A 25,801-nucleotide genomic window follows, 5' to 3' on the forward strand; every position below is an offset into this window, starting at 1 on the left:
CGGCGGGGCCGCCGCAAGGGTTCGAAACTGCGCGTGCAAGGTTGACGCGCTAGAGGGGGATGTGATGATGAAACACTCGTTTCCTGCAAGCATTTGCCGGATGTGCCTTGGGAGCGCACTGCTCCTGTGCACGCTGCTCGTGGGCTGCCAGACGGCCCCGCTTTATCGCGGTCTGACCCAGACGCAGGTCAAGGCGCTCAAGTCGGAAGGATTCCAGGAGACCCAGCAGGGCTTCGAGTTCGGCTCGAGCGAACCGATCCTGTTCGAATTCGACCGCTACGACCTCAAGCCCGACGTCCGCCGGATCGTCGAGCACATCGGCCACACGCTCGTGTCGGTGGGGCTCAACAGCGTGCGCGTCTATGGCTACAGCGACGGGGTGGGCACGAGTGCCTACAACATTCGATTGTCCAAGCGCCGTGCGGAGACGGTGGCGAACGAACTGGTCGACACGGGCCTCCCTGCCGACCGCGTCGACACTATCGGGAAAGGCAAGCGCGACCCCGTGGGCGACAACCGCACGGCCGCCGGCCGGGCGCAGAACCGCCGTGCGGCGATTGTCGTTTCGACGCATTGAGGCGGCGGCGGCAGGTTGCCTTTGCTCCTGAACTGGCAATCGGGTTGGCAGGGGATTGTGTTCAAAACTCGCGCAGGACCCGAATAACCCAACCGCGTTCCAATAACCCAAATAGAAAAGGCCCCCAAATGAACTGCACCCCAAAAATTGGACACCCGTCCAACGATTTGGGATGTTTTTTCATGAGCAAGTACAGCGCACAGTTCAAGCGTTCAGTTGTCAAAGACTATCTGTCTGGCATCCGCCGATGGGCTGAGTGATGGGCTGAAAATTAGCATTAACAGACAGGCTGGCAAAAGCACTGCGTCCCGGCGACAAACCGGTCTTTGATGGCAAGGTAACGGGGTTGCTGCTAATGCCCACAAAAACGGGCTGCAAATGGACGCTGCGCTTTACCAGCCCGTTGACCGGCAAGCGGCGCGATGCGGGCCTCGGCACTTACCCAGAAACGTCGATCGCAGACGCGCGCGAGAAGGCGCTTGCGATGCGCAAGATCCTCGACGGCGGCGATGATCCGATTGAGCAACGCAACCGGGAGCGCGAAGCCGCCGCGATCGCCATAGCTGCGCTGACCTTCGCGAAAGCGACGCGCGAGCTTCACAAAGAACTGAAACCCGGCTGGAAGAACAAGAAGCGCGCCGCACAGTGGATCAGCACGCTAGAGACCTACGTGTTTCCAAAGATCGGCAACAGGAAGCTCGACGCCGCCAGCGCATGCACGCCGTGATGCAATGGGCGTGGGCACACGGCCATATTACGGCGAACCCGGTTTCCGTTGTCGATCACATCCTGCCGAAACAGAACCCCAGAAAGGAACACCAACCCGCGATGCCTTGGCGCGACGTGCCCGCGTTCGTCAAGACACATATTGCGGGCTACCAGCAAGGCGACAGCACCCGCGCCGCCCTGTTGCTTCTGATTCTGACTGCAGCGCGCAGCGGCGAGATTCGCGGTGCGGTATGGGATGAATTCGATCTGAAGGCCGGAATCTGGACCATTCCAGGCGAGCGGATGAAAGCGAAAGAGCCTCACCGCGTCCCGCTATCCGCGCCCGCGCTCAAATTGGTGAAAGCACCGAAAGAACAGAAGCAGCACGAAACCCTCGTCTTTCCGTCATTGCGTGAGAAGGTCCTCAGCGACATGACGCTGACCGCGCTACTGCAGCGGGTCAAGGCAAAGAGCGATACGCCGGGGCGCTTCGCGACGGCGCATGGTTTCCGTTCCAGTTTCCGCGATTGGGCCAGCGAACACGGTTATGCGTGTGACCTTGCCGAGCGGGCGCTCGCGCATACGGTCGCGAACAAGGTAGAAGCGGCCTATCACAGAACCGATCTGCTGGAACAGCGGCGGCCACTTATGGAAGCGTGGGCAAGGCACGTCATAACCGCGTACTCGTCCAAATAGACACCTGTACCGGACTGGAAAGACCGGTGAGGCCGACCCACGAAAGTCGGCTTTTTTGTTGAAGCGCAAGCGGACAACAGGCTACCGATATTCGTCAATCTCGATTGTGCCGTCCAAGGACTCCATCATGGCGCGGATATTGGCGGGTACATCGGGCACGCGGTCGCCCGATGGGTTAAACCAGAAACAGGAGAATCGCACTTTCGCGCCAGCCTGTTGCAAGACCTCCCGAAGATCCTCACGGGGCAAGCCAAGGCGATTTACAAGGTATCGTAAATGCGGGGCCAGCAAATTACTTTGCACAGCAAGCTCACTGCTGACGCCCCATAGACCGGTTTTCCCCAAGGCCTTGCTGGCCTTGCCTGACGGCAGTGTAAACGACCGCCCTTTAACAATCGTTGAATCGGGCGATACCTGAAAATATCCAGTCCAGAATTCTGGCGATACCGTGTCCCCAGTTATCAGGAAAGACGCGTATGCTCCGGCGTCTGCGTCCGGGGCTGAAGATTGTTCATGGTGCATAGTCGTGAATACTGTCCTCAAAGATCCGCCCATTGAATTCCACATCGCCATTATCGTGAAAGATGCTGTTATCAGCCGGTCCAAGGCCGTTGGCATCCTTGAACTTGTGCAACATCGTTCCGAACGTTTTGTAATCGTATCCAAGCATCTTTGCAGCAAACTTAGGGCTGTTAGTAGAAGCGGCCAGTTCCAGAGTGTCTCCGCTTACCGTGTCTGCGGTGTACTCGAAAGGCCGCGCATCGCCGAGCGGTGTAGACGTATACGCCATCATCGTCCTTGAAGAACACGCCAAGATCACTCACAACGAAACCAGCCGGCGGACGCACGGCCGCGCGTGCTGGAACCTCGCCGTTCCTATTCGCTTCCGTGTTGTTTGTGCTCTTGTTCATCGCCTTCTGGCGGCGCGCTTCAGTATACGAAGGCAGTTCGCCGCGCAAGCGCATCCAGAATTCCGCGCGCGCGGCTTCAATGGCTTCGGCGTCGTCCGGTTGCCCTTCCTGTCGTGCGGACACCGCTACACCTTCGCGCGATAGCCTGCCGGATCGGCGAGAAAGTGCTCTATTCCGCCCACACGCCAGCCGACAGAACGCCCCCATGTGGCCCGAGGGGAATCGGCGCTGGAAAGGTACCGTCCTTGATGCGTTGATAGATGGTTGAACGCGAAAGATCGCAGCAGGATGAGAAGGTCTTGAGCGTTCCAGCGCAGCGGGGGAAATCCCGTGAAGTGCGGGTCGAATGCCAGTCATCCATTAGCGCCTGACGCGAGGGAGACAACAGCATTAGCAAAAGTGCGCTGCGGAATTCAACCCGATGATGGGCCATTTGATGGGCCAGCAGAAAAAAAACCCCGTAAGCGATTTAACTTACGGGGTTTTTCATTCATTTCTGGCGGAGAGACGGGGATTCGAACCCCGGATAGGTTATTAACCTATACACGCTTTCCAGGCGTGCGACTTAAACCGCTCATCCATCTCTCCGGCGGGGAGCCGAATTATAGCAAACTTCGCGCCCTGCGCCACACCCATGCGCAAACCCGCCTAAGGATGCCGGATGTAGTCCACCAGCGCCCTCGTATACGCATCCGGTTTCCGGTCGATCAGACTCACCCCGATCGCCACCAGAAACCCCGCCGGCACACCGAACACGCCTGAGCTGATCGGCTCGATCCCAAACCACCGCGCGCCCGCGAAGCCCGTGATCTGCGTGAAGAACGGATACGTCGACACGATGTAGTAAATGCACACCACCAGCCCCGCCACCATGCCCGCCACCGCCCCAAGCCGCGTGGTGCGCTTCCAGAACACGCCCAGCACCAGCACCGGAAACAGGCTCGAAGCCGCCAGCGAAAACGCCGCCCCTACCAGAAACAGAATATTCCCCGTATTGAGCGAGGCCACATACGACGCGAACAGCGCCACCCCCAACAGCAAAATCTTCGAGATCGTGACGCGCCGCTGGCTCGATGCCGCCGGATCGACCATGTGATAGTAGACGTCGTGCGATAACGCGTTGGCGATCGTCAGCAGCAAACCATCCGCCGTCGAGAGCGCCGCGGCCAGCGCGCCCGCCGCGATCAGCCCGGACATCACGTACGGCAGCCCCGCAATCTCGGGCGCGGCGAGCACCACCATATCCGGCTGCATCTGAATCTCACTCCAGCGCACAATGCCGTCGCCATTCGTATCGGCAAGACTGATCAGACTCGGCTCGACCTTGCGCCACTGCGTGAGCCACTGCGGCAAATCAGCAAAGTGATGGCCGACCAGGTTGGTCAATATCTCATACTTGATGAGCACGGCCAGCACGGGTACGGTCAGATAGAACAGCGCGACGAAAAACAACGTCCAGCCGACCGAGCGTCGAGCGGAAGCCACCGAGGTCGTCGTGTTGTAGCGTGTCAGGATGTGCGGCAGGCTCGCCGTGCCAAGCGACAGGCACAGCAGCAACGACAGGAAATTGCGTTCGTGGGTGCGCCGGTCTTCCTCGCTTGTGACGGGAAACGGTTCGTGCATCGGCACCGGCGCGGCCGCGCGCATCAGCATCTCGTCGCGGCGTTGGGTCCAGACGATCTGCGCGGCGGCAGCGTCGCGTGGAAACTGTTCCAGCGCGCGCTCACGCTCCTTGATCTCTCGCAGCGGGCCATTGTGACGCCGCAAGTCCGCGACTTCCTGCGTGAGGCGCAGCTTCTCGTCAACGAACGATTGCGGCAGCGAATCGAGCCGGATCTGCATCAACCCGGCGCGCCGCCGATAGTCATCGCGTACGGTCTGCTCGAGCGGCGCCTCGCGCACCTGCTTTTCCAGGCTTTCGACGCGTTCCATCAAGCGGCCGTAGTTGAACTGCGGCACCCAGCCGAGGCCATCCTTATGCGCGATCATCGACACGGGAATCAGAATCGCCGCGATCAGGATGATGTATTGCGCGACCTGGGTCCACGTCACGGCACGCATGCCACCCAGAAACGAGCACACGAGAATGCCGGCAAGCCCACAGAAAATGCCGACCGCGAAATCCACGCCGATAAAACGCGTCGCAATCAGGCCGACGCCCTGAATCTGCGCGACCAGATAGACGAAGGAACACAGGACGGCCGCTAACGCAGCGAGTCCACGCACCGCGTTGCTCGAAAAACGCGTGCCGAGAAAATCGGGAATGGTGTAGCGTGCGAGCTTGCGCACGTATGGCGCGAGCAGAAATGCGACGAGGCAATAGCCGCCGGTCCAACCCATCAGGTACGCGAGACCGTCATATCCGGTTGCATAGATCGATCCGGCGAGACCGATGAACGATGCCGCGGAGAGCCAGTCGGCCGCAGTCGCCATGCCGTTGAAGAAGGACGGCACGCGCCGCCCGGCTACGTAATATTCGACCAGGTCAGACGTGCGCGACAGCAAGCCGATCACCGCATACACCGCGATCGGCACGAACAGGAACACGTAGCCGATCCACACGCCGGGGCCGGTGGTTCGCTCGATCCGCCACATCACGTAGATGAATAGCAGGAAGCCAAGCGTATAGAACGCGTATGAGCGGATTAGCCGGTTCGTGAGCTTCATCGGCTCAGCTTCCGTGCACAGTGGGCGCGCCGGAATCGACACTGGCACTGGCATCGGCATCGAAAGCGCGCTGCAGCCGGCGGTCGGCGCGCTGCATCAGCACGATATAAACGACGATCAACGCGACGTAGATCAGAATCGCCCCTTGCGCACCGAAGTAGAACGGCAATCTGAAGCCACCGAAGCGCACCTGCTCCAAGGCCGGCGCCACCAGCGGTAAGCCGAACGACACAACGAAACCCACCGTCATCAACGTCGCGATCAACGCGAGATTGAAGCGCCAGTACTTCTGATGCGCGCGCGCCATCGCTGCCGAGACCGCCGGGGGTTCGGGCGCGGGGTTGAGCGTAGCGTGAGAGGTGGGGTGCGGCGCGGCCATGCGCCTGTGTATCAAAAAGCCACCGGGCAGGCAATCGGGATTGTCCGCGCGGTGGCTTTAACAACACGCGATGTCAATACTGGCACCTCGCGCCTTATCAACAACGCTATCTCACTCCCCTGGCTTGTATTCGTACGTTTTTGCCTCCGTGTACGTATATTCTCCACCTTGACGGGACTTCGGCCCCGGTAGCTCGACTTCGCCCTTTTCCGCCAGCACACGCACAGTAACTACACCTTGTTTATCTTTGCGTATCACAGCTTCCGCCGTACCCAACTGCCCTACTTCCTGGTTTGAAATGTGGTAGTCGAAAGCGTACGTGCCATGATTTATCGCCCCTTGGTACTCGGTAATGCGTGCGTCAACAGGTTGGGGATCCGACGGCTTCAAAAAATTTCCACTCGCTGCCGGCACCTCATATTTCCCGTTGTAAACAATGACGGAAAACGGGTACTTATTGCCAACATGGACGAGGTCATTGTTATTGCCCTCATAGTTATGAGTATCCACGGACGTCTCAGTCTTCAACCTATTGCTTGCATATCGAATGGCGTTTGCGCCGTCATGCGATGTAGTCCAGCGTTCATTCCCCTCGCCGTAGGTTCCTGCATGATAGGCATAGAAATGGCCCGTATCCGACGCGAACATCATTGTGCAGCCACTCAGCGAGCCTCCGGTTACAACAACGGTCTGGCCGGGTTTCAGATTCTCATACGGGATTCTGATCGCACCGACGCCATTCCGACCGTTGGCTAGTTCGATGACACTCACATCTTTGGAAAGCCGCTTCCTCGAGGGTCCCCAGTGCTCCCCCAGACGGACCTTACTGTGGCTTTCCTCCGAGGTAACTTGTGAGCCGTTTCCTACCGTCAAGACGTCCTGTCGTACATGGGAGCGGAGATCCTTGGCCGACTGGGCTTGCCTCGTATCGATTCCGTAGGTCATCCCACCCTCTCCATCCTTCCGATAAAAATCGAAATTGACTGGGAACTCATGGATTCTCCGGCCTTCTTCCGCCGAATTGGCAGGAGGCTCGACGTTAAACGGTCCTTTTCCGATTAGCCGTTCCACATGACCATTGCTTACCGAAGTCTTTCTCAACCTGGAAAGCGCCTTCCGCACGACGCCGCCTACCCCTTTCGTGGGCTGTGTGCCAGTTGGCGGCTCCAACGGTCGCCGCGGTATCGCCCCGGTCGTTCCTTGAGTTCTCCACCGGGGATCCGGATTTCCACCACTGGAGGGCTCGGCGGACGGTTGCCTCTCGTGCGGACCTCGCGTACCAGAAGCCCCACTGGTCTGCGGCTCTTTTGGCAAACGGGGCGGCCGCGTCGGACTCAAAGGATAGGCGATCCGACCGTCGTCGAAGCGGGTAGGCGGATTGAAGTTCCTGGTCGGTGCATTGGTTTGACGCGACCGGCTGGGGTTATTTCCTGACATAGGGTCACGAACATTAGTAGCCGACTGCATTGCATCTACCATAGTCTCTGGCGTTAGAGGTTTGCCCAAACCTGCGTTTTTAATTACGTCCAACGTGGAGCCCGTCACGACCATCACTCGCCCCTGAGGGGCCATCGAATAAGCGGCGTCGATAAATTGAACATATCGATCAATTTCTTGCCCTTCCTCCCCTGATATGGGGCGCCCCTCGTTCATCTTCAGGTAGGTATCCGTTGCACTTCTCGCAAATGAAGAGAATGGCTTCCTTAACGCGTCTACGAAAATGTTAGCCCCTTCCTCGAACGTGTAGTCCCTCTTGATCTGGATGCCGCCAATATACTGCACGCGAGGGCCATCTTCCTTCTTGGTCGTGGGACCGGGCGTGGTCGTTTCAGTGCCGCTGGGATTATCCGAAACGCGCCGCATAGCGGTCGGCTCCCCACCGTTTGCCTTCCGCGGAAACAAGGGATCACTGCGCAACTCGTCGTACGCCGCCAATGCCGAACGGTCAACGTCAGAAAGCGTACCGCCTTCGCGTTGCCTTTGCTCAATCTCGTGAACATGATTCTCGAAGCCCTGGAGACGCGTCCAGACGACGTCCGGGTCGACAATCGGCAGCGACAATCTGTTCTGCAACGGCTTGATTGGGATAGATGCGTCCTGTGTTTGAGGCGCAGCCGAACCAGCGTGCGTCTGATCTGAACGATTATCTGTAGATGCCGAAGCACCCTGATCGTAACCCGATACATATTGGCTATTTACTCGCATGACCACGCCTCCAAAAATGAGCGCCAAACTCGCGCACCAGATGTCCGAAGTACTCGTTCACTCACTTGAAATGTCCAGATATTTCAAGGTGACTTATAGCGCTCCGTTCTCGGTGCGTGGTATGCACAATGTAGTGGGGCGGGTGCAGAGGATCTGTGCGGCGGCGGCATCGCGTGGAAACTGTTCCAGCGCCCTCTCCTGCTCCTTGATGTCGCGATGGGGGCCAGCGTGGCGGAGCCAATTAGCAAAAAGCCCCCGGGCGGACAATCGCGATTGTCCGCCCGGGGGCTTTAGCAGCCGAATCCACGTGGTCGATACCTGGGTCCGGTCAAGGGCACGTCGTTCGACATGCTCCTGCGACAAACCCAGGCAAACCCAAGCTCAGAGCGACTCGCCGAGCTGATCGAGAATCGCCGGGTTCTCCAGCGTGGACACGTCCTGCGTGATCTCCTCGCCCTTCGCGAGCGAGCGCAACAGGCGGCGCATGATCTTGCCCGAGCGTGTCTTCGGCAGGTTCTCGCCGAAGCGAATGTCCTTCGGCTTGGCGATCGGACCGATCTCCTTGGCAACCCAGTTGCGCAGTTCGTTGGCGAGCTTCACCGCTTCTTCGCCTTCAGGACGCGCGCGCTTGAGCACCACGAATGCGCAGACGGCTTCGCCCGTCGTGGCATCGGGACGGCCCACCACGGCCGCTTCAGCCACGATCGGGTTCGACACCAGCGCCGATTCGATCTCCATCGTGCCGAGGCGGTGGCCGGACACATTGAGCACATCGTCGATGCGGCCCATGATCGTGAAGTAGCCGGTTTCCTTGTCGCGCACCGCACCGTCGCCAGCGAGATAGAGCCTGCCGCCGAGCTCTTCGGGGAAGTAGCTCTTCTGGTAGCGGTCCGGATCGCCCCATACGTTGCGCAGCATGGACGGCCACGGACGCTTCACCACCAGAATGCCGCCCTGTCCGTTCGGCACGTCCTGGCCGGTTTCATCGACCACCGCCGCCATGATGCCCGGCAGCGGCAGCGTGCACGAACCCGGCACCAGCGGTGTGGCGCCCGGCAGCGGCGTGATCATATGGCCGCCGGTTTCGGTTTGCCACCACGTATCGACGATCGGGCAACGGCCGCCGCCGACGTTCTCGTGATACCACACCCACGCTTCCGGATTGATCGGCTCGCCGACCGTGCCGATGATGCGCAGCGTGGACAGGTCGTAGCTTTTCGGATGCACTTTCTCGTCCGCTTCGGCGGACTTGATCAGCGAGCGAATCGCCGTGGGCGCGGTATAGAACAGTGTGACCTTGTGTTTGGCGATCATGTCCCAGAAGCGGCCGGCGTTCGGATAGGTCGGCACGCCTTCGAACACGACCTGGGTGCCGCCTAGCGTCAACGGACCATAGGTGATGTAGCTGTGACCGGTGATCCAGCCAATGTCGGCGGTACACCAGAACACATCAGTGGGCTTCCAGTCGAAAGTCCACTTCAAGGTCTGCGCGGCCCACAGCAGATAGCCGCCGGTGCTGTGCTGCACGCCCTTCGGCTTGCCGGTCGAACCCGACGTGTAGAGGATGAAAAGCGGATGCTCGGCGCCGACCCACTCGGGCGGGCATTGATCCGATTCGGCCTGCGCGAGCTCGTGCATCCACAGATCGCGGCTTTCGTTCCATGCGATCTTGCCGCCGGTGCGCTTGTAGACGATCACGCTCTTGACCGCATCGCAGCCGCCCATGGCGATGGCTTCGTCGGCGATATTCTTCAGCGGCAAGGCTTTGCCGCCGCGCATCTGTTCGTCGGACGTGACGAGCGCGACGGCGCCCACATCCACCAGCCGCTCATTGAGCGACTTCGACGAAAAGCCGCCGAACACCACCGAATGCGTGGCGCCGATCCGCGCGCAGGCCTGCATGGCAACGACGCCTTCGATCGACATCGGCATATAGATCACGACCCGGTCGCCCTTCTTCACGCCGCGTTTTTTCAGCGCGTTCGCAAAGCGCGACACGCGTTGCAGCAGATCGTTATAGGTGACGTTGGTGACGGTGCCGTCGTCGGCTTCGAAGATGATCGCAACGCGCTCGCCATTACCGGCTTCGACATGACGGTCGATGCTGTTATACGACGCGTTGATCTGCCCGTCTTCGAACCACGTGTAGAACGGTGCCTTCGATTCGTCGAGCACCTTGGTGAAGGGCGTGTTCCAGCTTAGCGTCTCGCGAGCGAGGCGCCCCCAGAAACCCTCGTAATCGCGCTCCGCTTCGGCGGCAAGCGCCCGGTACGCATCCATACCGGAGATGGCCGCGCCAGCCGCTGCTTCAGCGGAGGGCGGGAAAACACGGCGTTCGTGAAGAACCGATTCAATCGCAGACATCGACAACCCCTTGGTGAAGATGAAACGTAAAACCTGTGCCGGCACGCCTATGGCGCGCCACATGATGTCGCGCGCAACAAGGCGGCGCGTGTCTCCTGATTCCTTGACGGTGTGGTCGCTGATGCCGCACGGTGCCATGCGATGCGACCCGTTGCCGACATGCTGCCACGATAGATGCCGCAACTTACCTGTCACTTACATCAGGGGGCGCTCGCGCGTCGTTTGCCGAGGCATTCGGGATTGTCATGTTAGCTGATACGGTCAGGCACTGTCATGGGCGGAGCCGATGCGATCTGCGTTTGGGTCGAGCGCAGGCACGATCGACACCAGGGTTATACCGGAGACGACGTTAGATTGTTATCTGGCGATTGGTGTTTACCCACGATTGAATGCTGCTGCGCGAGCGTTTCGTGACGACCCGCCGGTATGTCATACGCGGAGGGGAAACCCTGTCCGAAAGCAAACCTTCTCACGCCACGACGTCATAAGCGGAGTCAATCCCACTTCAATGCCGGCCGCAACCCGTCTGGCATGACATGCAAAGCGCGCAGTCATACAGGATTGACACCCGGCGTTGGACCTGGGGTGTTCCCATCGTCATGCATCACAACCGGTGTTAATCCGCGGACCCGGGTAAAGCGGGTCCGTCACCTTGCCATGCAAAAGGAGCATTCATTTGACGACCAGGTCCACTGACAGTACTGCCAGCACCACGTTGACCGAGCCGGGTCGCGACCCGGCCAGCGACACCGCCCCATCTCCCGACACGCCAGCGCCGGTGCAGCGACAGCCGACTCTGCGCGACACGTCATCCGATTCGACTGAGTCCGACGGGGCGCTCCTACGGAACCGGTATAGCTCAAGCGGCGGCGACCAGGTGCCGCCTGGCTCGCCGCAACTATCCACGCCTCGCAGCGACGTCACTGCAAGCCGGGGCAGCAGCGCTGTCGGCGGTGCTGCCCCGGCTTCAACGCCGTCTTCACCGCAGCTGGCCCCGTCGGCTGCATTGGCGAAACCCTCCACGGCTGCACCACCCTCCGCACCCTACACGCGAGCGCTACTATCCGGCGTCACACGCGCCGAGCTTGAGCACCTGCTCGACGCGCACGACACAACGCCGCTACCTAACGGGACACGCCTGTCGAGAAGCAGCGACCAGGACGAGAAAAATATGGCGCGGCTTGGCACCGCCCTGCAGCAAAACCTCACAGGCTACCCCCCAGAGGTTCAGCTGTTCGAGCAAAGGGTCAATGACATGCAGGCGCAGCTCGCCACGCTACCTCAGGCTGAACACGAGGCCTACGCGGGTGCCGCAGCGACGCTCGATGTCGCGTTCCGCGACAGCAGGAACGCCGAAGGTCGGCAACGTGCCGACGAACAACTGTCGCAACTGGGCAGTGCGCTGCTCGCACGCGCCACCATCATGGACAACGATCCGGTCGGCCGGGCGTTGAGCGTCTTCAACCGGCCGGTCGGCGGCGGCTACTTGACGGGATTGGCGGACCAGCAGCAACTCGGCGCACTGGGGCGCCTGCGCCAAGGGTTCGTCACTGCCGCGACGCCAGCTGCACGTGAGCACTATTTCACGCAGGCCACAGAGCTAAAGGACACTCTGCAACACAGAATCGCCACGGCGATCGACCAGCATACGACGCAGGAAGCCGGTAAATGGGGCGAGGCGAAGGCGGAAGTTGACCGGATCCTCCACGAAGCCGACGCGCTTACCGACGCTCCTGGCAAGCGCTACGAGTTGATCGGCAGTCAGTTGTATAGCACCAATCCCGGCACCGGCCGCGACGACCTGGCCGACCGCCGGCTGCTCGCTTTCACGCAGCGAATGCGCGACGATCCCACGCTGCACGACAAGCTCGTCAATTGGTCAGTCGACGCGGGACGAAAACTCAACACCTATGACGTCGACGCTCAGAAAAACTATCCGGACATCCTGAATAACCTGCCACCGGCCGGCCCCGACTATGTCCGCGATCTGGCGGACCAGTACAACGCCGTGCTGCACGACACGTCGTACAAAAACGAGTCGATCACGCCGCATGCCCGTGCGGAAAAGCTGGCTGAGCAAGTCTTCGAAGGTACCGCTCGTTTCCTGCTGGGCATGACGCCGTTCGCGCCGCTCACGGCAGCGTTCGATGCGCACTCGGCGTTGTCGGAAAACACGCGGCTAGGCATCGACCTCGCGTCCGGTCTGGTCGGGCTCGTCGCGGGCGAAGGTGCGACTGCTTTCACCGAACGGCTTGCCGCGAAGAGCGCCACCGCCGTTGTCAAAGCGGGTTCCGAAGGGCATTCTCCTGGCGAAGCGATTTCCGAAGCGCATTTACCCGCGCGGGCGATCGAGACGGGCGACGATAAGATCGCCATCCACAATGCGCCGTCCGTGCAGCCTGGCAAGACCGGCGCGGCCGGCGTGCAAAGCACGCCGCCGGCGGGCGATACTGCAGCGCAAGGCCTGCGTGTGGACGAGGCCGTCGCCGAGGCATCGCAGCGCATTAACGGCGAGAAGTCAGGCTTACCCGACGACTACGCCGTGCAGACCGCGCCCGATACACTGAAACAGGCCCCTGGCCAGCAAGGCGTGCTCACGGACGGCAACGGGCAGCGCTATATCCCCAATAGCGGGAAGATCTACCCCGCCCGCTTCGACCGCGACAACGGCACCTGGCGCGTGTATCAGCCCAATAACGCGTACCGGCCTCAATATCCAGTCAGGCTAGACGCCCAAGGCGACTGGAAGGTCCACTCCGATGTGGGGCTCAAGGGCGGCATGAACCCGAACGATTCGCCGCCCCCGGGACTTCAGCAAGCGCGGCCGTTCGGGGAAAACTATCGGGTCTCGACCGCGACCGGCGCCGCCCCCTCCGCCGATATGCTGCGAACGCTCAATCCAGAGTCATGGCACTCCGATGCGAACCACTGGCTCGAAAACCAGGTGTTCAGCAGACGATACCAAACCGCGTTCGACCGTCTTCCCGATGAGCAGCAACAAGCCCTCAGAAGCTGGACGTATGTGGATACCAGCGATACATACTCGACGGGCTCCGGCTACGATGACGACGTCAACTACGAACTCAACCAGCAACTGCGCGATCGCACCCACGAAAGCGGCACCGCCGCGCGCGCCAAGGTGTTGCAAACTGCTCTGGGTGGTCTGCCGAGGCCCGGCGGCGAGAGTCGCCTGATTCGCATCGGGGAGGTCCCCGCCGACTATGCAAGCAAGCTTGCGGCAGGCGACTACGTGACCAACTCGCCAGCGTTCATGTCCGCAGCCAGCGACAGCGAATACGCACAAACAACCCTGAGGGACGGCGAGTTTGGGGATGCCCCCGGGAGTGCGTTCGCGCTTTACGACATCCAGTCGAAGTCGGCAACGCCCTTTGTTCATCGCGTCACCACGTTGGCCCTCGGCGAGAACGAATGGCTATTCCGACCCAACACCCTATTCCGAGTCGACGAAATGGCGACGGCGACGTCTCAAGACGGAAGTACCACTCCCCGTATCGGTTTGCGTCTAAGCGAGGTGCCAATCGAATCGCCCACCTTCGCGAAGAACATTTACACAGGCGAGCAGGAACTAGTCTATCCGCAGGGAACGACACCGGTCTATGCGCCGCTCCAGGCGACCCGAACGCCACCGGTCAAGCCATCGCCGCCCACCCCTAACCAGCCACCGCCACCTGCGCATGGCGATCCCAACCAGCCGGGACCGTTCATGGCGTGACATCAACGCGATCACGACGCCCCACCGCAAGGAGGGCACCCGTCGCATGTGCAACCAACCAATCCGCCGGACGGTGTGCAGTTCTATATATAAGTATGGCCTGCCGCCGCGGCTTCGCACCTACTATTCATACGCGGGACCCACCTCGTACCGTCGGCCACGCGGTTCCGGCCGCACAGCCCAGGCCGGCTCTTTTACTTCAGGAATATCGACATGCAAGCAGCAACGCAATTCAACTCTCCACAAATCAGCAATCCTTATCTCTCGTTTCAGGGCAACCTGAACACCCTGTTTGGCGGCGGCGCACAGTCACAGCTTTCGCGCGGCGCCGGGTCCAATAACAGTTCCAGTTCGTCCAGCCAGATGTCGAATATGCTGAGCGGCTTCTCCAAGGCGTCGTTCTCAGTCTTCAGCCAGACCACGGGAAACGGCCAAAGCAGCACCTACTTCGCACAGGGAAGCATCACCAGTCGCGGGCCGGCCGCGAACCAGCAGCCGGCAAATTCCGGGCGCAATGACGATCGTGGCGGCAACAGCAGTTCAACCGGCGGCAAGAACTCCACGCCCTCGCGCAACGATTACGGCGGCAATAACCCCACGCCCCCGCGCAATGACTGCGGCGGCAAAAACCCCACACCCTCGCGCAACGACTGCGGCGGCAAGAACCCCACACCCTCGCGCAACGACTGCGGCGGCAATAGCCCCACGCCCCCGCGCAACGATTGCGGCGACAAAAACCCCACGCCCCCGCGCAACGACTGCGGCGGCAAAAACCCCACGCCCTCGCGCAACGACTGCGGCAAGGACTCGGGCAGGAGCAACCAGACGCAGTGGAGCAACACCGCGGTTTGCGACAACAAGTCGAGTATCGATCTGGGCAACTACAAGCTCGATTTCAACAAGGCCGATTCGTCGATGATCATGACCAACGCCAAAACCGGCGATACAACGAAAATCTGGGGGGATCCGCATCTCACACAGCACGCCAACGGCGCCAACTCATCGACTGCGATGTTCAACGGCCCGATGACGTTCATGCTGCCTGACGACACCAAGGTCACCGTCGGCACCCAGCCGGCCGCGAACAACAAGTCTGTCTCGTTCGCGGACCAGGTGACGATCACCCACGGCAATCAGGCCTACCAGGTCACGGGGCTGAGCGAGCAGAACAAGGCGGGCCTCAACGTGCAGAAGAGCAACAACGGCCGCGCGTTAGACGCCGCCGTGCCGGACGGCTACACCGTCCTGGCCGCTCGCAACGGCAGTGGCTGGATCGATCCGACCACCGGCAAGGAGCCAACTGCTGACAACATCAGGAATGCCAATAAATAAGCGCATCGCACGATGATGGGGTAACCGCATCAGTCAGTGCTCCAAAAGGATGCCGCACGCACACTCGCCGAATGGGTGCGGCATCCAATCTCCTCCATGAACTCACCTGGGCTCGTCTGGGCCGCCAATCCGCATCAAGCCGCATCAATCCGCGTTGTCCACCAGCGGCCAGCTTCATGGTCGTGACAGGCAACCCGCCACGCCGTCTTGGAACCCGCATAGGCACACTGCTTTCCGCGCGTGAACCGTATAGTTCGGTTCCACCAGGATCGGACGGCGAATAAATGGCGGGCTGTTGATTCGAATGGGCAGAGAGACTGTCAGTGTTTGATTTTTGAATCGCCGCCCACTCCATTATTATTTGCCGGGCCACTGGTCTGCTGAGCTACATTCGCACCGCTTGACGATGCGTTTGAATCGTCACTGGAAAACTAAGCCTGGCTTTAGCGTTCGTCACGGTCGCCGCACGCCACGCGCGCGACGGCCGCTCTCCATCGGTACTTTGCGTCGTCATGCCGGACCCGCTCGACATTCCAGTCCCGCAGCGCTTCTCCCGCTTCGTGGCGCGCCGCCGCGTGCGCGTGCTGCGCGTCGCTCAGTTGCCGCTGCAGCATGGGCATCTGTGCGTCGTGGGCACGGAGCGTCGCATGCCACTGGCCGCCGGCCCTCTGATCGCGCCGGCAGAACGCAAGCACGCGCTGCCGCTGCGCTGCGTGCCGTTCCAGCGCGGCGACCTGTTCACCCACCGCAGCGGCCGCCCGCCGCTCACGCCGGCGCGCGTCGGCCAGCGCGCGAAGCCTGCGGCGCACCCGCAAACCGCGCACCCTCGTGAGCCGCCGCCAAAGATCCGCCTCCTGCGCCGCGCCGCGCATCACATCGGGGGGGCGCCGGCGCACAAGCCGTGCAGCTGCGCGCGCGTTTCGGACCACGAACTGCAGCGGTCGTACGGCTGACACAGAAAGCGCTGGATGTCCGGGCGCAGGTCGATCGCCCGGTCCGTCTCGAGATCGTTACCCCGCTCGTATTCGCCGATCTGCAACAGCATCTCAACCTCCTCATAACGCGCCAGCCAGTCGCGCACGCGGTTCGCATCGGCGCGCTGCGCCGCATCCGCCACGCGATTCATCAGGCGGCTGCGGCTGCGCAGAATGTCGATCGCCGGATAATGCCCAGCCGCGCCCAGTTTCGACGACAACTGGATGTGCCCGTCCAGCAGCGAACGCGCCTCTTCCGCGACCGGGTCGGACAGATCGGCCTCGTCGGCGAGCACGGTATAGAAAGCGGTGATGCTGCCCTGCGCCGTCACGCCGGCCGATTCGATCAGCCGTGGCAACTGCGCGAACACGCTCGGCGGAAAGCCACCGCGCAACGGCGGCTCGCCGACCGCCAGGCCGAGCTCGCGCAACGCCCGCGCATAGCGCGTCAGCGAATCGAACAACAACAGCACATTGCGTCCAGTCGCTCGCAAGCCCGCCGCGACTTTGGCCGCGAGTTCCGCCGCCTTGATCCGCTCCGCGGCGGGACGGTCGGACGTCGCGGCAATCACGATCGTCGACGCGCGCCGGTGTTCAAGATGGTCGTGAATGAATTCCGCCACCTCCCGGCCCCGCTCGCCGATCAGGGCCACCACCACCGCATCGGTCGATGCGCCGTTCGCGATCATGCCCATGATCGTGCTCTTGCCGCCCCCCGCTGGCGCGAAGATGCCCGTGCGCTGACCTACGCCGCAGGTGAGCAGGCCGTCGATGGCGCGCACCCCGGTGGCAAACGGTGTGGCGATGACCGGCCGTTCGAGCGGATTGAGCGTCGCCCCGGCATCGGCGTGCGCCACCGCACCGGCCGCGAGCGGCTGGGGCGCAGGACCGCCGTCGAGCGGGTTGCCGAGACCGTCGATCACCCGTCCGAGCAGGCCCGCCGCGTCGAAGGTGCCCCACGCTGAGCCGCAGCCTTGCACCTCGGTAATATCGGAGAGGCCCGTCAATCCGGCGAGCGGCATGACGAGTGCGCCATCGTGCGCAAAGCCGACCACTTCGCCGTATTGCACCTCGAACGTATCCGGGCGCACCAGCCGCACCTTCTCGCCGATGCGCAGCGACACCCCCACCACCCGCGCAACCACGCCGCGCGCTTCGACTACCCGGCCGCGCAACGCCGGCGCAGAGGTCAACACCGGTACGCTATTTCCGGACAATTGCGTCATGTTCCTGCTCATGTTGCACCGAGCGTCGCGACAGTCTGGATACGGTAGACGTCGAGTGGAATCTCTTCGATCGCCAGCACCTCGATGCGCCAGCCGAAGTCGCGCACCAGACGCGCAAGGTGCGGACGCAGCACAGCCTGCGTGACGATCAGACTGATCCCGGAGAGGTCCGCAGCAAAGATCTGCTGCGCCCGCGTCAGATCTTCAGCGGAGAGCACGCACTGCGGCTCGCCGTCGACACCGCTTCTGATCTGCGCCTCGAGACTGGCTTCCCATGCCGGCTCCAGCACCGCCGCGGCGAGCGTCCATGTCTCGAGGTCAGCGTAGCCGCGCACGAACTGCCGTCCGAGCTGGATGCGCGCGTCCCGCACCATCCGGTCAATCGTGCGCTCACCCGCCGGCACGCGCACAACGGCTTCGAGAATCGCGCGCAGGTTGCGAATCGGCACCCGCTGCTGCAGCAGTTGCCGCAGCACGCTCGCGAGCTGCACCGTGCTCGCGGCCTGCGCCACCTGCGCGACCAGTTCACGAAATTCGATCGCCAACTGATCGAGCAGGAAACGCGTTTCCTGCGTGCCGAGAAAATCGGCAGCCGAACGTTCGCAGACTTCCGTGAGGTGATTGCATAGGGCTTCATCGACGGTCGCCTTGCGGATGCCCGAATCGTTGATCGACGCCGCCTTTGCGGCCGCCACCCAGACCGATTTCGCGGCACGCGGCTGGTAGCCCTCGACGCCGTCGAACGTAATCAGGTTCTCATCTCCGCTCACCAACAGGTGGGCGGGGACCAGCGTGCCACTCGCAAACGGCACGTCCTCGATATCGAAGATGTAGCGCTCCGGGTCGAGCCTCGCGTCGCGCAGCAACGCGAGGCCAGGAAACGGCACGCCCAGTTCGACCATCAGGTGTCGGCGCAACTGGCCGAGTTGCCGGTTCAGCGCCTCGGGCCGCAACGCATCGAAAGCCTTCAGGCCGAGCCGCAGCCGCAACGTCGCACTGGTGCCCAGTTCGACATCGTCGAGGATGCGCGGCACATAGTTGCCACCGTCGCGCGTCATCTCAGGCATCAACGCGCGCTGTGAGTTCGCCGCGACCGCGGCATTGCGCATTAGCGTAATCGCCAGCGCAAGCAGCAGGCCGCCGGCAACCAGAAACTGGATATGCGGAAAACCTGGAATCGCCGCCAACGAGAGACATGCCACACCGGCCATCGCGATCGCTTTCGGATGCAGCGCGAGTTGCCGGTAAATGTCGCCGCCCAGATGCGCATCCGCGTTGTCGGCCGAAGCCACGCGGGTAACGAGGATGCCCGCCGCCACCGACACGATCAGCGACGGAATCTGCGACACCAGACCGTCGCCGACCGTGAGAATCGTATAGGTGTGCAGCGCGTCGCCGAACGACATGCCGCGCTGCGCGATGCCGACCGCCAGGCCGCCCACGATATTCACCAGCGCGACGACGAGCCCCGCCACCGCGTCGCCCTTGACGAATTTCATCGCGCCGTCGAGCGAGCCATAGAAGTACGTCTCGCGTTCGAGCGCCGCGCGCATCCGGCTTGCCTGCGCAGCCGTGATCACCCCGTTGCGCATGTCGGCGTCGATGCTCATCTGGCGGCCCGGAATGCCATCCAGCGTAAAGCGCGCGGCCACTTCGGCCACCCGGTCAGCCCCCTTCGCGACCACGATGAACTGGATCGCCGCGAGCACGATGAACACCACCAGTCCGACCGCGACGTTGCCGCCCACCACCATTTCACCGAATGCGGCGATGATCTGGCCGGCGTGCCCATGCAACAGGATCATCTTGGTCGACGCAATTGCCAGCGCAAGGCGCAGCAGCGTGGTGATCAGCAATAGCGACGGAAAACTCGCGAGTTCCGCGGCCTTCGACACGTACAGGGTAGTAGTCAGCATCGTCAGGCTGGCAGCGAAGCTCACGCAAATGAACAGATCGAGCACGAATGGCGGCACGGGCACGATCAGGAGCGCAAGCACGGCAAGCATGCCGATGCCTACCGCGAGATCCGCGTGACGCGCAAAGAAAGCCGAAAGATCGTAGCGGCTGAGAATGGAACGGTTCGACATGTTATTGACCAAGCTCCCGATGAAGCGTGCGGCGACGGTTCTTGACGTACGGGTCGCCTTCGTCGTCGCGGAATTCCCGTTTGATTTCGCTCTTGTCCATGCGCAAACCGCGCAGCCACAGAAAGCGCTGGATGAAATAGTCAGCGGCGCCGGGCACGATCTGCGATGCCGCCATCCAGGCAAGCAGATGCGAGTGCGATATCGCCGTATAGCCGAGGTGAACCGGCAATGAGAAGACCCAGATGGGCGCAAGCTGCCGCAACCACGCGGCGAGCGCCTGCGCGAACAGAAATAGCAGGATCGCGAACTGCAGCAGCGTGAGTACCACGTCCCACAGCAGGCGCAGGCTGAACATCTGCTTGAACCCGTTCACCGGGTTCAGACGCTTCATGTCGGGTGTCACACGCTTCCACGCGATCATTGCGCGCGTCTGCATCAATTCCGGCACCAGAACCGCCAGTACACCGATGCCGAGCGTGGTCAGGATGGCCGGCACGAATGCGCTCAGCGCGGCGAGCGTCGACGCAAACCGGTCGCCGAACGGAAGGGCGGCGTCTAGCGTCGTGATATGCAGCATCAGCCTCGTGCCCAACGCATAGAGCCGCGGAGCCTCGATGAACAGATACAGCCACCAGAACAGACCGCTGAACGCGACCGTCAGATGCGTGCTCTTCGCGATTTCGCCGTCCTGGCGCGCACGGCGGATTCGCCTGGCGGTTGGGGCTTCGGTCTTGTCACTCATCGCAGATGGATCACATGATCGAACGCGATGCGCAACTGGGCAAACAGCGGCGGCACGCTGAGCATCGCGGCAAACGAGAGGATCAACGCCTTGACGGTGCGCGCGGTGGCAAACGGATTGAGCCGCTTTGCATGCCGCGACATCAACCCGAAAGCAACGTCGATCAGCAGTGCGAGACCGAGCAACGGACTGGCGAGCCGCACGCCTTCGGTCAGCGAGCCGGGCAGGTCGCGCAGTGCAATGTCCCGGAACACGTCGCTCAGATCAAGGTGCCAACGGCCGGGTGGCCATAACACCCACGCATCCGTAAAGAAGCCAAACAGAAGCGGCAGGCCTGGCCCCGTAAAGAGCGTCAGGGCGGCAAACTGCGAAAACATCGTTTCGAATAACGCCGCTTCCTGCTGGAAGTGCGGATCGTAAACTGCCGCGCTGGAGTAGCCGCCCTGCTGGTCGAGTATTGCGCCCGCCGCCGCTGCCGCATGAAAAATCGTGCCGAGCAGCAGACCGAGCGCAGCACCCGTTGCCGCTTCGACGCAGATCGCCGGCAGCAGGTGCGCCGGCCAGCCGATCTGTTGAGGCAGCATGGCCAGCGCAAGCAGCATCGGCAGCCGCAGCAGGATGCCGAGCGAACCGCTCTGACCGAACGGCATCAGGAACAGCGCCACTGCGGGCCTGATCGCACAGAACGCAAAACCCTCGAGATAGCCGGTGTAGTTCATGTTCAGTGCAGGCGCCCCGCCGCGATAAAGGTGAACACATGGGTGAGAAAGCGCGTGAGCTCGCGGCTCCCCCAAGGACCGGTAACGATCAGCGCCGCACCGACGCAGATAATCTTTGCGCCGTAAGGCAGGCTCTGATCCTGTATCTGCGTGACCGACTGCAACAGCCCGATCAGCAGACCGACAAGGGTCGCCACGGCGAGCGCCGGCAGCGACAACCAGAACACCAGCATGAGCGCATCGCTGGACAACGTGGCAAGAGAGGGAACACTGTTCATTTGGCATAGCCGACGATAAGGCCGTGCATCAGCTTTGAGATACCTGACACCGACACAAAGATGAAAAGCTTCAAGGGGATCGATACCGTGCTTGGCGACAGCATCATCATGCCCATGGCGGTTAGCACGTTGGCGACGACCAGATCCACCACCAGAAAAGCGATATAGAGCAGAAAGCCCGCCTCGAAGCCGCTCGATATTTCGCTGATCAGAAACGCGGGAATCAGCAGTTGGAAATCGGTCTCGCGGGCGTCGTGCCCGGGATCGATCCGCTTCGCGGCGCCGACGAGAAACGCCCGCTCGTCGGGCCGCGAATGCTTCAGCATGAATTCGCCGAGCGGACCGCGCACCGCCTGCCACAGTTCGGTGGGACGCGGCATCGCAACTTCACCGCTGTCGCTGGCCGGCAGCGCGGCTTCAATCTTCGTGATGGTTGGCGACATCACGACCAGCGTCGCCGCGAGCGCGATCCCCGAGATCACCAGGTTGCTCGGTGCCTGTTGCACGCCGAGTGCCGAGCGCAACAGCGTCAGCACGATGCTGAACTTCGTGAACGAAGTCGTCATCACGACCGCAAGCGGTAGCAGGCCGAGCATGAAGAACACGCCGATGGTCTGCACCTGATCGAGTTGAGCAGTCATGCCGGCAGATCCTCATGAGTGAGTCGGGTCACACGCACGCCTAACGACCCCTCGATCTCGATCAGCTCGCCACGCGCAAACGGAATGCCCTGGCACAGCAGCGTCACCTTTCGCTCAGTGGCGGGCAGGCGGAATGCGACGATCGAACCCTGGCGCAGATGGGCCAGTTCAGCGACCGACAACGACAGCGTGCCGAGCACCGCGTCGAACGCGAACGTCAGGGCGTCGATAGGCAACAACTCACTGGTCACTTCAACGGGCTGGGTTTCATCATTCAGGACATGGTCTATCAAGGTGTGCTCCTCAGTGAACTTCAACAAAATCCGGCACGCGCCCAAGCGCAATGGCACGCGCAGGTAACACGAATGACGGTCGAACAGCAGTGCGTCGCCCACCTGGATCTTGCGCAAACGCGGCAGCGACATCGACGGGCCGGGCATACAGATCGGCATACTCACGTACAGGCGGCGCAGCAGCGCCTCGCTGGACAGCGGCGCCGGCATGCGCCGTTGCAGCCAGGCATCGACCGCGGGGCTGCAAACCGCGAAATGAGCAGCGCGGCCGCTCGCCGCGTGCGTGACGGCGATGCCGTATGCGCCCGGCTGCGTGCGCGCATCGACAGCGACGGTGGTGACGTCGATCGTGAAACCGAACAGCCCTTCAAGCGCGCACAGCCAATCGCTCAGCGCGTCAACGACATGCGTCAGGGCTGTGTCGCCGCGCTCGGCGATCACGGTTGGCGACAGTTCCGGCAGCAGCGCGCCGGCATCGCACGCGGCGCTAAATGACGCGTGCGCCGCCATGCCGGACACCAGCAAGGGATAGCGCGCGCGGCACGCCTCGAACTCCAGCGTGAAGCGGCGCGTGCCGACTCGCACTGCCTGTGGCCGCCCAAAGTGCCGGATTGCCAGGTTGTGGCGCTCGGCATCGGCTCGCGCGAGGGTTTCCATATCAGGCCAGAGACTCATGCGGCCTCCCGCACGAGCCGCCGTTGCACGACGCGAGTCTGAATCGGCGAGGTGGGCTGCGGCGGCGGGGGCGCCTGGGACCTGGCCAGCACGGCCAGCGTCAGCCGCACGCCACGCTCGATGTTGTCGAGCGCCGTGCGTCCCGACCCGTCAGCCAGGTCGTAGGTATGCAACACGTGCGCCACGCCGTCACGGATGCCGCGCTCCAACGCCCGCAGTTGCATCTTCAGGCCACCATCGATCACGCCAGCTTCGGTTTCGATAACGCACGAATGGGCGGGCAATTCCGCATCGGCCAGAACCGTGCAAAGCGGCGTACCGAGCTCCTGCTCGATCGTTGCGATCAGTTGGGTGGCGTCCTTGAAGACCGGCGTGGCAACGCGCACGGACACGAGTCGTTGCGACTGCGACACGGCGACCGCGCGGCGCAACTGATTGGTCAACGTGGCCGACGGCGGCAGTCCGCCGACAATGTCGCACACCGCGCTCAGCACGATCTGCGTCAACCGGTCCTGTAAGCGATGCGCGGCAAAGGCCGCGGCAGCCGCGCGGCCGACGTGTTCACGCAACGCAGCGGCCTTACCGGCCGAATGACCGCGGCGCCACGCGCGGCGTTTGAGTTCACGCACCTGCATGGCGAGGTGAGCGCGTTCTTGTGCCGCTTCGGCTGCGCGCTCAGCTTCGACTGCACGAAGGCCTTCGAGCGACGCGAGTTCGAGCGCGCTCAAATGGCCGTCAGATTCGATTCGCCACACGCCCATTCGACAGATCAGCATGAGTGCGCCTCCATCAATCGCCGCGCATCGGCAAGCAGTTCCCGCGCTTCGAGCGCCGACAAGCCGTGCACGCGATAGCGCGTCGCCGCATTCGATATCTCGTGCGGCAGGCGCAGGCTCCACCAGAACGCATAGTGGGAGTCCGTCGCGGTCTGCATCGCCAACGCCAGTCCAAGCGCCGTCATGTCGTGCCGGCTGGATAGCGTCGGTGGCGGCTCGACTTTCAGGTCGGCCGCGTCGGCACGCGGGTGCCGTTGAATCGCAGCAAGCAGGCGCGGCGCGACGCTGACCGCCAGCGCGGCACGCGCCCCGGCAGCGACCACGTGGCGCAACGAACGGGCGAATGCGAGTGCGGCCACGATCCGGCACAAGCGCGCGCACGCCGGCCGCGGCCAGAGCGGCAAGACGGGTGGGACGTCGGCAAGCACCACCTGAATGAGTTGCGGGTAACGGCTGAACAGAAAGGCATGGGCAGCACGCGCGGCACGCTCGTTTCGAATCGGCTGCCCGGCTTCAAGCCAGCTGTGATGCGCCCATTGGGCAGGTGCGCAGGTATAAGCGTGCTTCATGTGTCATCTCCGGTGCGGGTCGTGGATTTCGAAGGACCGGTGCCGGCGCCGGCCGTATCGACGGTGTTCGCGTCAGCGCCGTCGCGTCGCCCGTTCCACACAGACTGCCGGGAATCTACGGGCGGTAGTCCGGCACTGCGCCCGCGCGGCTGCCGTTTGAACCACGTGCGCGTTTCCGAGTGCCACCACCACATGAAGCCGGTCCCCAGCAGCACGAGCACGGCCAACGCGCACAGCATCGCCGTGGTGCGTCTCGACGCCTTGCCGCTGTCTTGCCCGCAGGGCATCGCCTCGACCGCGCCCGCGGCACCGGCGACGTCGGCGCCGTCTGTGCAGTTGCCAGGAAAGCTCAGCACCGGCGTCACCGGCAGCATCGTCAGCGACACGCGCGCGGGCGTCAGCCCCTCTACACTGCCCGCCACCAGTGCGCGAATCTTGTCGCGCATCAGTTCGAGGTTGTAGTCGCTGCGGTAGCGCATCATCACGGACGCCGACGGCAGCGTGTCCTGGGCGGGATCCATCGGATCTTTTTGAGGCAGCACGATGTGCACGCGGGCGAGCAGGACGCCGTCCATCTTCTCGAGCGTTTCGGACAGTTCCTGCGACAGCCCATACACATAGCGGACGCGATCTTCCTCGGGGCTCGAGATCAACCCCTGGCGGCTAAACAGGTCGCCGAGATTCGCGTGGCCACCGCGCGGCAGCGCATACGCGCTGGCCAGTTCGGTGGCGACCACCGCATCGGCGTCGTCGACCGAAATGTTCCAGGTCCGGTCCGCGTTGCGCTCCTTGTAGCCGTTGATGCCGTGATGGCTCAGCGCGGCGACGATGCGATTCGCCTGGTCCTCGTCCAGGCCTTCAAAAAGCGAGGTTCTGCAGCCGACGAGGAAAAGCAGCACCGGCAGCAGGATCAGGGTGCGGCGCATCAGCTTCGTTGCGTCAGCGTCTGGATCGCGCGGCCGATCTCGTCGGCCACACGCACCGTCATTTGCACCTTCACCCCGAAGGCGCCCATGTCGGCCTGAAGACGCAGCATGTCAGACGTCGAGATGCGGCCAGTGTCGAGTTGATCGAGGTGCTGCGACAGTTGCTTCGCCGACGTATCCTGCACGTTCTGCGCATGCGCCAGCAGACGCTCGACCAGCGAAGCTTCGGCACCCGAACCGGCAGCGGACAGGCCCGCGGCCGGCGTCACAGGGGACAATGGGCCGGCTTGCGTCGGCATGGTGGTGACCGGAGGTTGCAACAT

General features: G+C 62.4%; 25 protein-coding genes and 1 tRNA gene. 6 read left to right on the forward strand and 20 right to left on the reverse strand.

Annotated elements, in window-relative coordinates:
* The first annotated feature begins 67 nt into the window (after positions 1–67).
* From KHO23_RS29895 to KHO23_RS29900, 3 genes are all read left to right on the forward strand, one after another.
* A complete protein-coding gene (locus KHO23_RS29895) occupies positions 68–577 on the forward strand; it encodes an OmpA family protein (protein ID WP_211616031.1) in 510 nt (169 codons plus the stop codon).
* Between the two features lie 301 nt (positions 578–878).
* Entirely contained in the window at positions 879–1,304 is a 426-nt protein-coding gene (locus KHO23_RS35255; RefSeq protein WP_236067049.1) for an Arm DNA-binding domain-containing protein, read from the forward strand.
* Positions 1,292–1,981, forward strand: coding sequence for a tyrosine-type recombinase/integrase (locus KHO23_RS29900; RefSeq protein ID WP_236067045.1), 690 nt, complete (start codon positions 1,292–1,294; stop codon positions 1,979–1,981). The genes KHO23_RS35255 and KHO23_RS29900 overlap by 13 nt, the downstream gene beginning before the upstream one ends.
* Before the next feature lie 81 nt (positions 1,982–2,062).
* Here KHO23_RS29900 and KHO23_RS29905 read toward each other — a convergent pair whose 3' ends face one another.
* Positions 2,063–2,503, reverse strand: a complete 441-nt coding sequence (locus tag KHO23_RS29905) for a DUF4279 domain-containing protein (RefSeq protein WP_211615921.1) — start codon at positions 2,501–2,503, stop codon at positions 2,063–2,065.
* A complete protein-coding gene (locus KHO23_RS29910) occupies positions 2,493–2,774 on the reverse strand; it encodes a hypothetical protein (protein WP_236067046.1) in 282 nt (93 codons plus the stop codon). The genes KHO23_RS29905 and KHO23_RS29910 overlap by 11 nt, the downstream gene beginning before the upstream one ends.
* Here KHO23_RS29910 and KHO23_RS35710 point away from each other — a divergent pair.
* Positions 2,722–3,036 carry a hypothetical protein gene (locus KHO23_RS35710; protein ID WP_407946085.1) on the forward strand — a complete coding sequence of 105 codons (315 nt, stop codon included), beginning with the start codon at positions 2,722–2,724 and terminating at the stop codon, positions 3,034–3,036. The two genes, KHO23_RS29910 and KHO23_RS35710, sit on opposite strands and share 53 nt — an antisense overlap.
* A 25-nt stretch (positions 3,037–3,061) precedes the next feature.
* Here KHO23_RS35710 and KHO23_RS35715 read toward each other — a convergent pair whose 3' ends face one another.
* The 6 genes from KHO23_RS35715 to acs all read right to left on the reverse strand — a co-directional run bounded on the left by KHO23_RS35715 (position 3,062) and on the right by acs (position 10,507).
* A complete protein-coding gene (locus tag KHO23_RS35715) occupies positions 3,062–3,325 on the reverse strand; it encodes a helix-turn-helix transcriptional regulator (protein WP_407946086.1) in 264 nt (87 codons plus the stop codon).
* 64 nt (positions 3,326–3,389) lie between these two features.
* A tRNA-Ser gene (locus KHO23_RS29920) sits at positions 3,390–3,480 on the reverse strand.
* A 60-nt stretch (positions 3,481–3,540) separates the two neighbouring features.
* Positions 3,541–5,559, reverse strand: coding sequence for a sodium:solute symporter family protein (locus tag KHO23_RS29925; protein WP_211615923.1), 2,019 nt, complete (start codon positions 5,557–5,559; stop codon positions 3,541–3,543).
* Positions 5,560–5,563: 4 nt separating this feature from the next.
* Positions 5,564–5,938, reverse strand: coding sequence for a DUF4212 domain-containing protein (locus tag KHO23_RS29930; RefSeq protein WP_211615925.1), 375 nt, complete (start codon positions 5,936–5,938; stop codon positions 5,564–5,566).
* 111 nt (positions 5,939–6,049) lie between these two features.
* Positions 6,050–8,143, reverse strand: a complete 2,094-nt coding sequence (locus tag KHO23_RS29935) for a cytotoxic necrotizing factor Rho-activating domain-containing protein (protein WP_211615927.1) — start codon at positions 8,141–8,143, stop codon at positions 6,050–6,052.
* Positions 8,144–8,524: 381 nt separating this feature from the next.
* Positions 8,525–10,507 carry an acetate--CoA ligase gene (gene acs, locus KHO23_RS29940; protein ID WP_211615929.1) on the reverse strand — a complete coding sequence of 661 codons (1,983 nt, stop codon included), beginning with the start codon at positions 10,505–10,507 and terminating at the stop codon, positions 8,525–8,527.
* A gap of 1,171 nt (positions 10,508–11,678) precedes the next feature.
* On the opposite strand from acs, the gene KHO23_RS29945 reads away from it, so the two are divergent.
* Together KHO23_RS29945 and KHO23_RS29950 are read left to right on the forward strand one after the other, a co-directional pair.
* Positions 11,679–14,240 carry a hypothetical protein gene (locus KHO23_RS29945; RefSeq protein ID WP_211615931.1) on the forward strand — a complete coding sequence of 854 codons (2,562 nt, stop codon included), beginning with the start codon at positions 11,679–11,681 and terminating at the stop codon, positions 14,238–14,240.
* Between the two features lie 213 nt (positions 14,241–14,453).
* Complete coding sequence (locus KHO23_RS29950; RefSeq protein ID WP_211615933.1) at positions 14,454–15,572, forward strand: DUF1521 domain-containing protein; 1,119 nt, start codon at positions 14,454–14,456, stop codon at positions 15,570–15,572.
* Positions 15,573–16,015: 443 nt separating this feature from the next.
* Here the strand turns inward: KHO23_RS29950 and KHO23_RS29955 are convergent, their stop codons facing one another.
* The 12 genes from KHO23_RS29955 to KHO23_RS30010 are packed head-to-tail and all read right to left on the reverse strand — an operon-like array spanning position 16,016 to position 25,801.
* A complete protein-coding gene (locus KHO23_RS29955) occupies positions 16,016–16,444 on the reverse strand; it encodes a hypothetical protein (RefSeq protein ID WP_236067050.1) in 429 nt (142 codons plus the stop codon).
* A complete protein-coding gene (locus KHO23_RS29960; protein WP_236067047.1) occupies positions 16,444–17,772 on the reverse strand; it encodes a FliI/YscN family ATPase in 1,329 nt (442 codons plus the stop codon). Before KHO23_RS29960 ends, KHO23_RS29955 begins: the two co-directional genes overlap by 1 nt.
* Positions 17,773–17,780: 8 nt before the next feature.
* Positions 17,781–19,859: a flagellar biosynthesis protein FlhA gene (locus KHO23_RS29965; protein WP_211615939.1), complete on the reverse strand. Its 2,079-nt coding sequence runs from the start codon at positions 19,857–19,859 to the stop codon at positions 17,781–17,783.
* A gap of 1 nt (position 19,860) precedes the next feature.
* On the reverse strand, positions 19,861–20,601 hold the full coding sequence (locus KHO23_RS29970; protein WP_211615940.1) for an EscU/YscU/HrcU family type III secretion system export apparatus switch protein: 741 nt from the start codon (positions 20,599–20,601) through the stop codon (positions 19,861–19,863).
* Entirely contained in the window at positions 20,598–21,320 is a 723-nt protein-coding gene (locus tag KHO23_RS29975; protein ID WP_211615942.1) for an EscT/YscT/HrcT family type III secretion system export apparatus protein, read from the reverse strand. The genes KHO23_RS29970 and KHO23_RS29975 overlap by 4 nt, the downstream gene beginning before the upstream one ends.
* Before the next feature lie 2 nt (positions 21,321–21,322).
* Entirely contained in the window at positions 21,323–21,598 is a 276-nt protein-coding gene (gene sctS / locus KHO23_RS29980; RefSeq protein ID WP_211615944.1) for a type III secretion system export apparatus subunit SctS, read from the reverse strand.
* Positions 21,595–22,239 carry a type III secretion system export apparatus subunit SctR gene (gene sctR / locus KHO23_RS29985; RefSeq protein WP_211615946.1) on the reverse strand — a complete coding sequence of 215 codons (645 nt, stop codon included), beginning with the start codon at positions 22,237–22,239 and terminating at the stop codon, positions 21,595–21,597. The genes sctS and sctR overlap by 4 nt, the downstream gene beginning before the upstream one ends.
* Positions 22,236–23,207: a FliM/FliN family flagellar motor switch protein gene (locus KHO23_RS29990; RefSeq protein ID WP_211615948.1), complete on the reverse strand. Its 972-nt coding sequence runs from the start codon at positions 23,205–23,207 to the stop codon at positions 22,236–22,238. Before KHO23_RS29990 ends, sctR begins: the two co-directional genes overlap by 4 nt.
* On the reverse strand, positions 23,204–23,983 hold the full coding sequence (locus tag KHO23_RS29995) for a flagellar biosynthesis protein (protein ID WP_211615950.1): 780 nt from the start codon (positions 23,981–23,983) through the stop codon (positions 23,204–23,206). Before KHO23_RS29995 ends, KHO23_RS29990 begins: the two co-directional genes overlap by 4 nt.
* A complete protein-coding gene (locus KHO23_RS30000; protein WP_211615952.1) occupies positions 23,977–24,552 on the reverse strand; it encodes a hypothetical protein in 576 nt (191 codons plus the stop codon). Before KHO23_RS30000 ends, KHO23_RS29995 begins: the two co-directional genes overlap by 7 nt.
* Positions 24,549–25,478 (reverse strand): type III secretion system inner membrane ring lipoprotein SctJ, encoded by a 930-nt coding sequence (gene sctJ / locus KHO23_RS30005; protein WP_211615954.1) that lies wholly within the window; start codon positions 25,476–25,478, stop codon positions 24,549–24,551. Before sctJ ends, KHO23_RS30000 begins: the two co-directional genes overlap by 4 nt.
* Positions 25,478–25,801, reverse strand: coding sequence for an acyl carrier protein (locus KHO23_RS30010; protein WP_211615956.1), 324 nt, complete (start codon positions 25,799–25,801; stop codon positions 25,478–25,480). The genes sctJ and KHO23_RS30010 overlap by 1 nt, the downstream gene beginning before the upstream one ends.

This window comes from Paraburkholderia haematera (genome assembly GCF_905220975.1).
GTDB lineage: Bacteria > Pseudomonadota > Gammaproteobacteria > Burkholderiales > Burkholderiaceae > Paraburkholderia > Paraburkholderia haematera.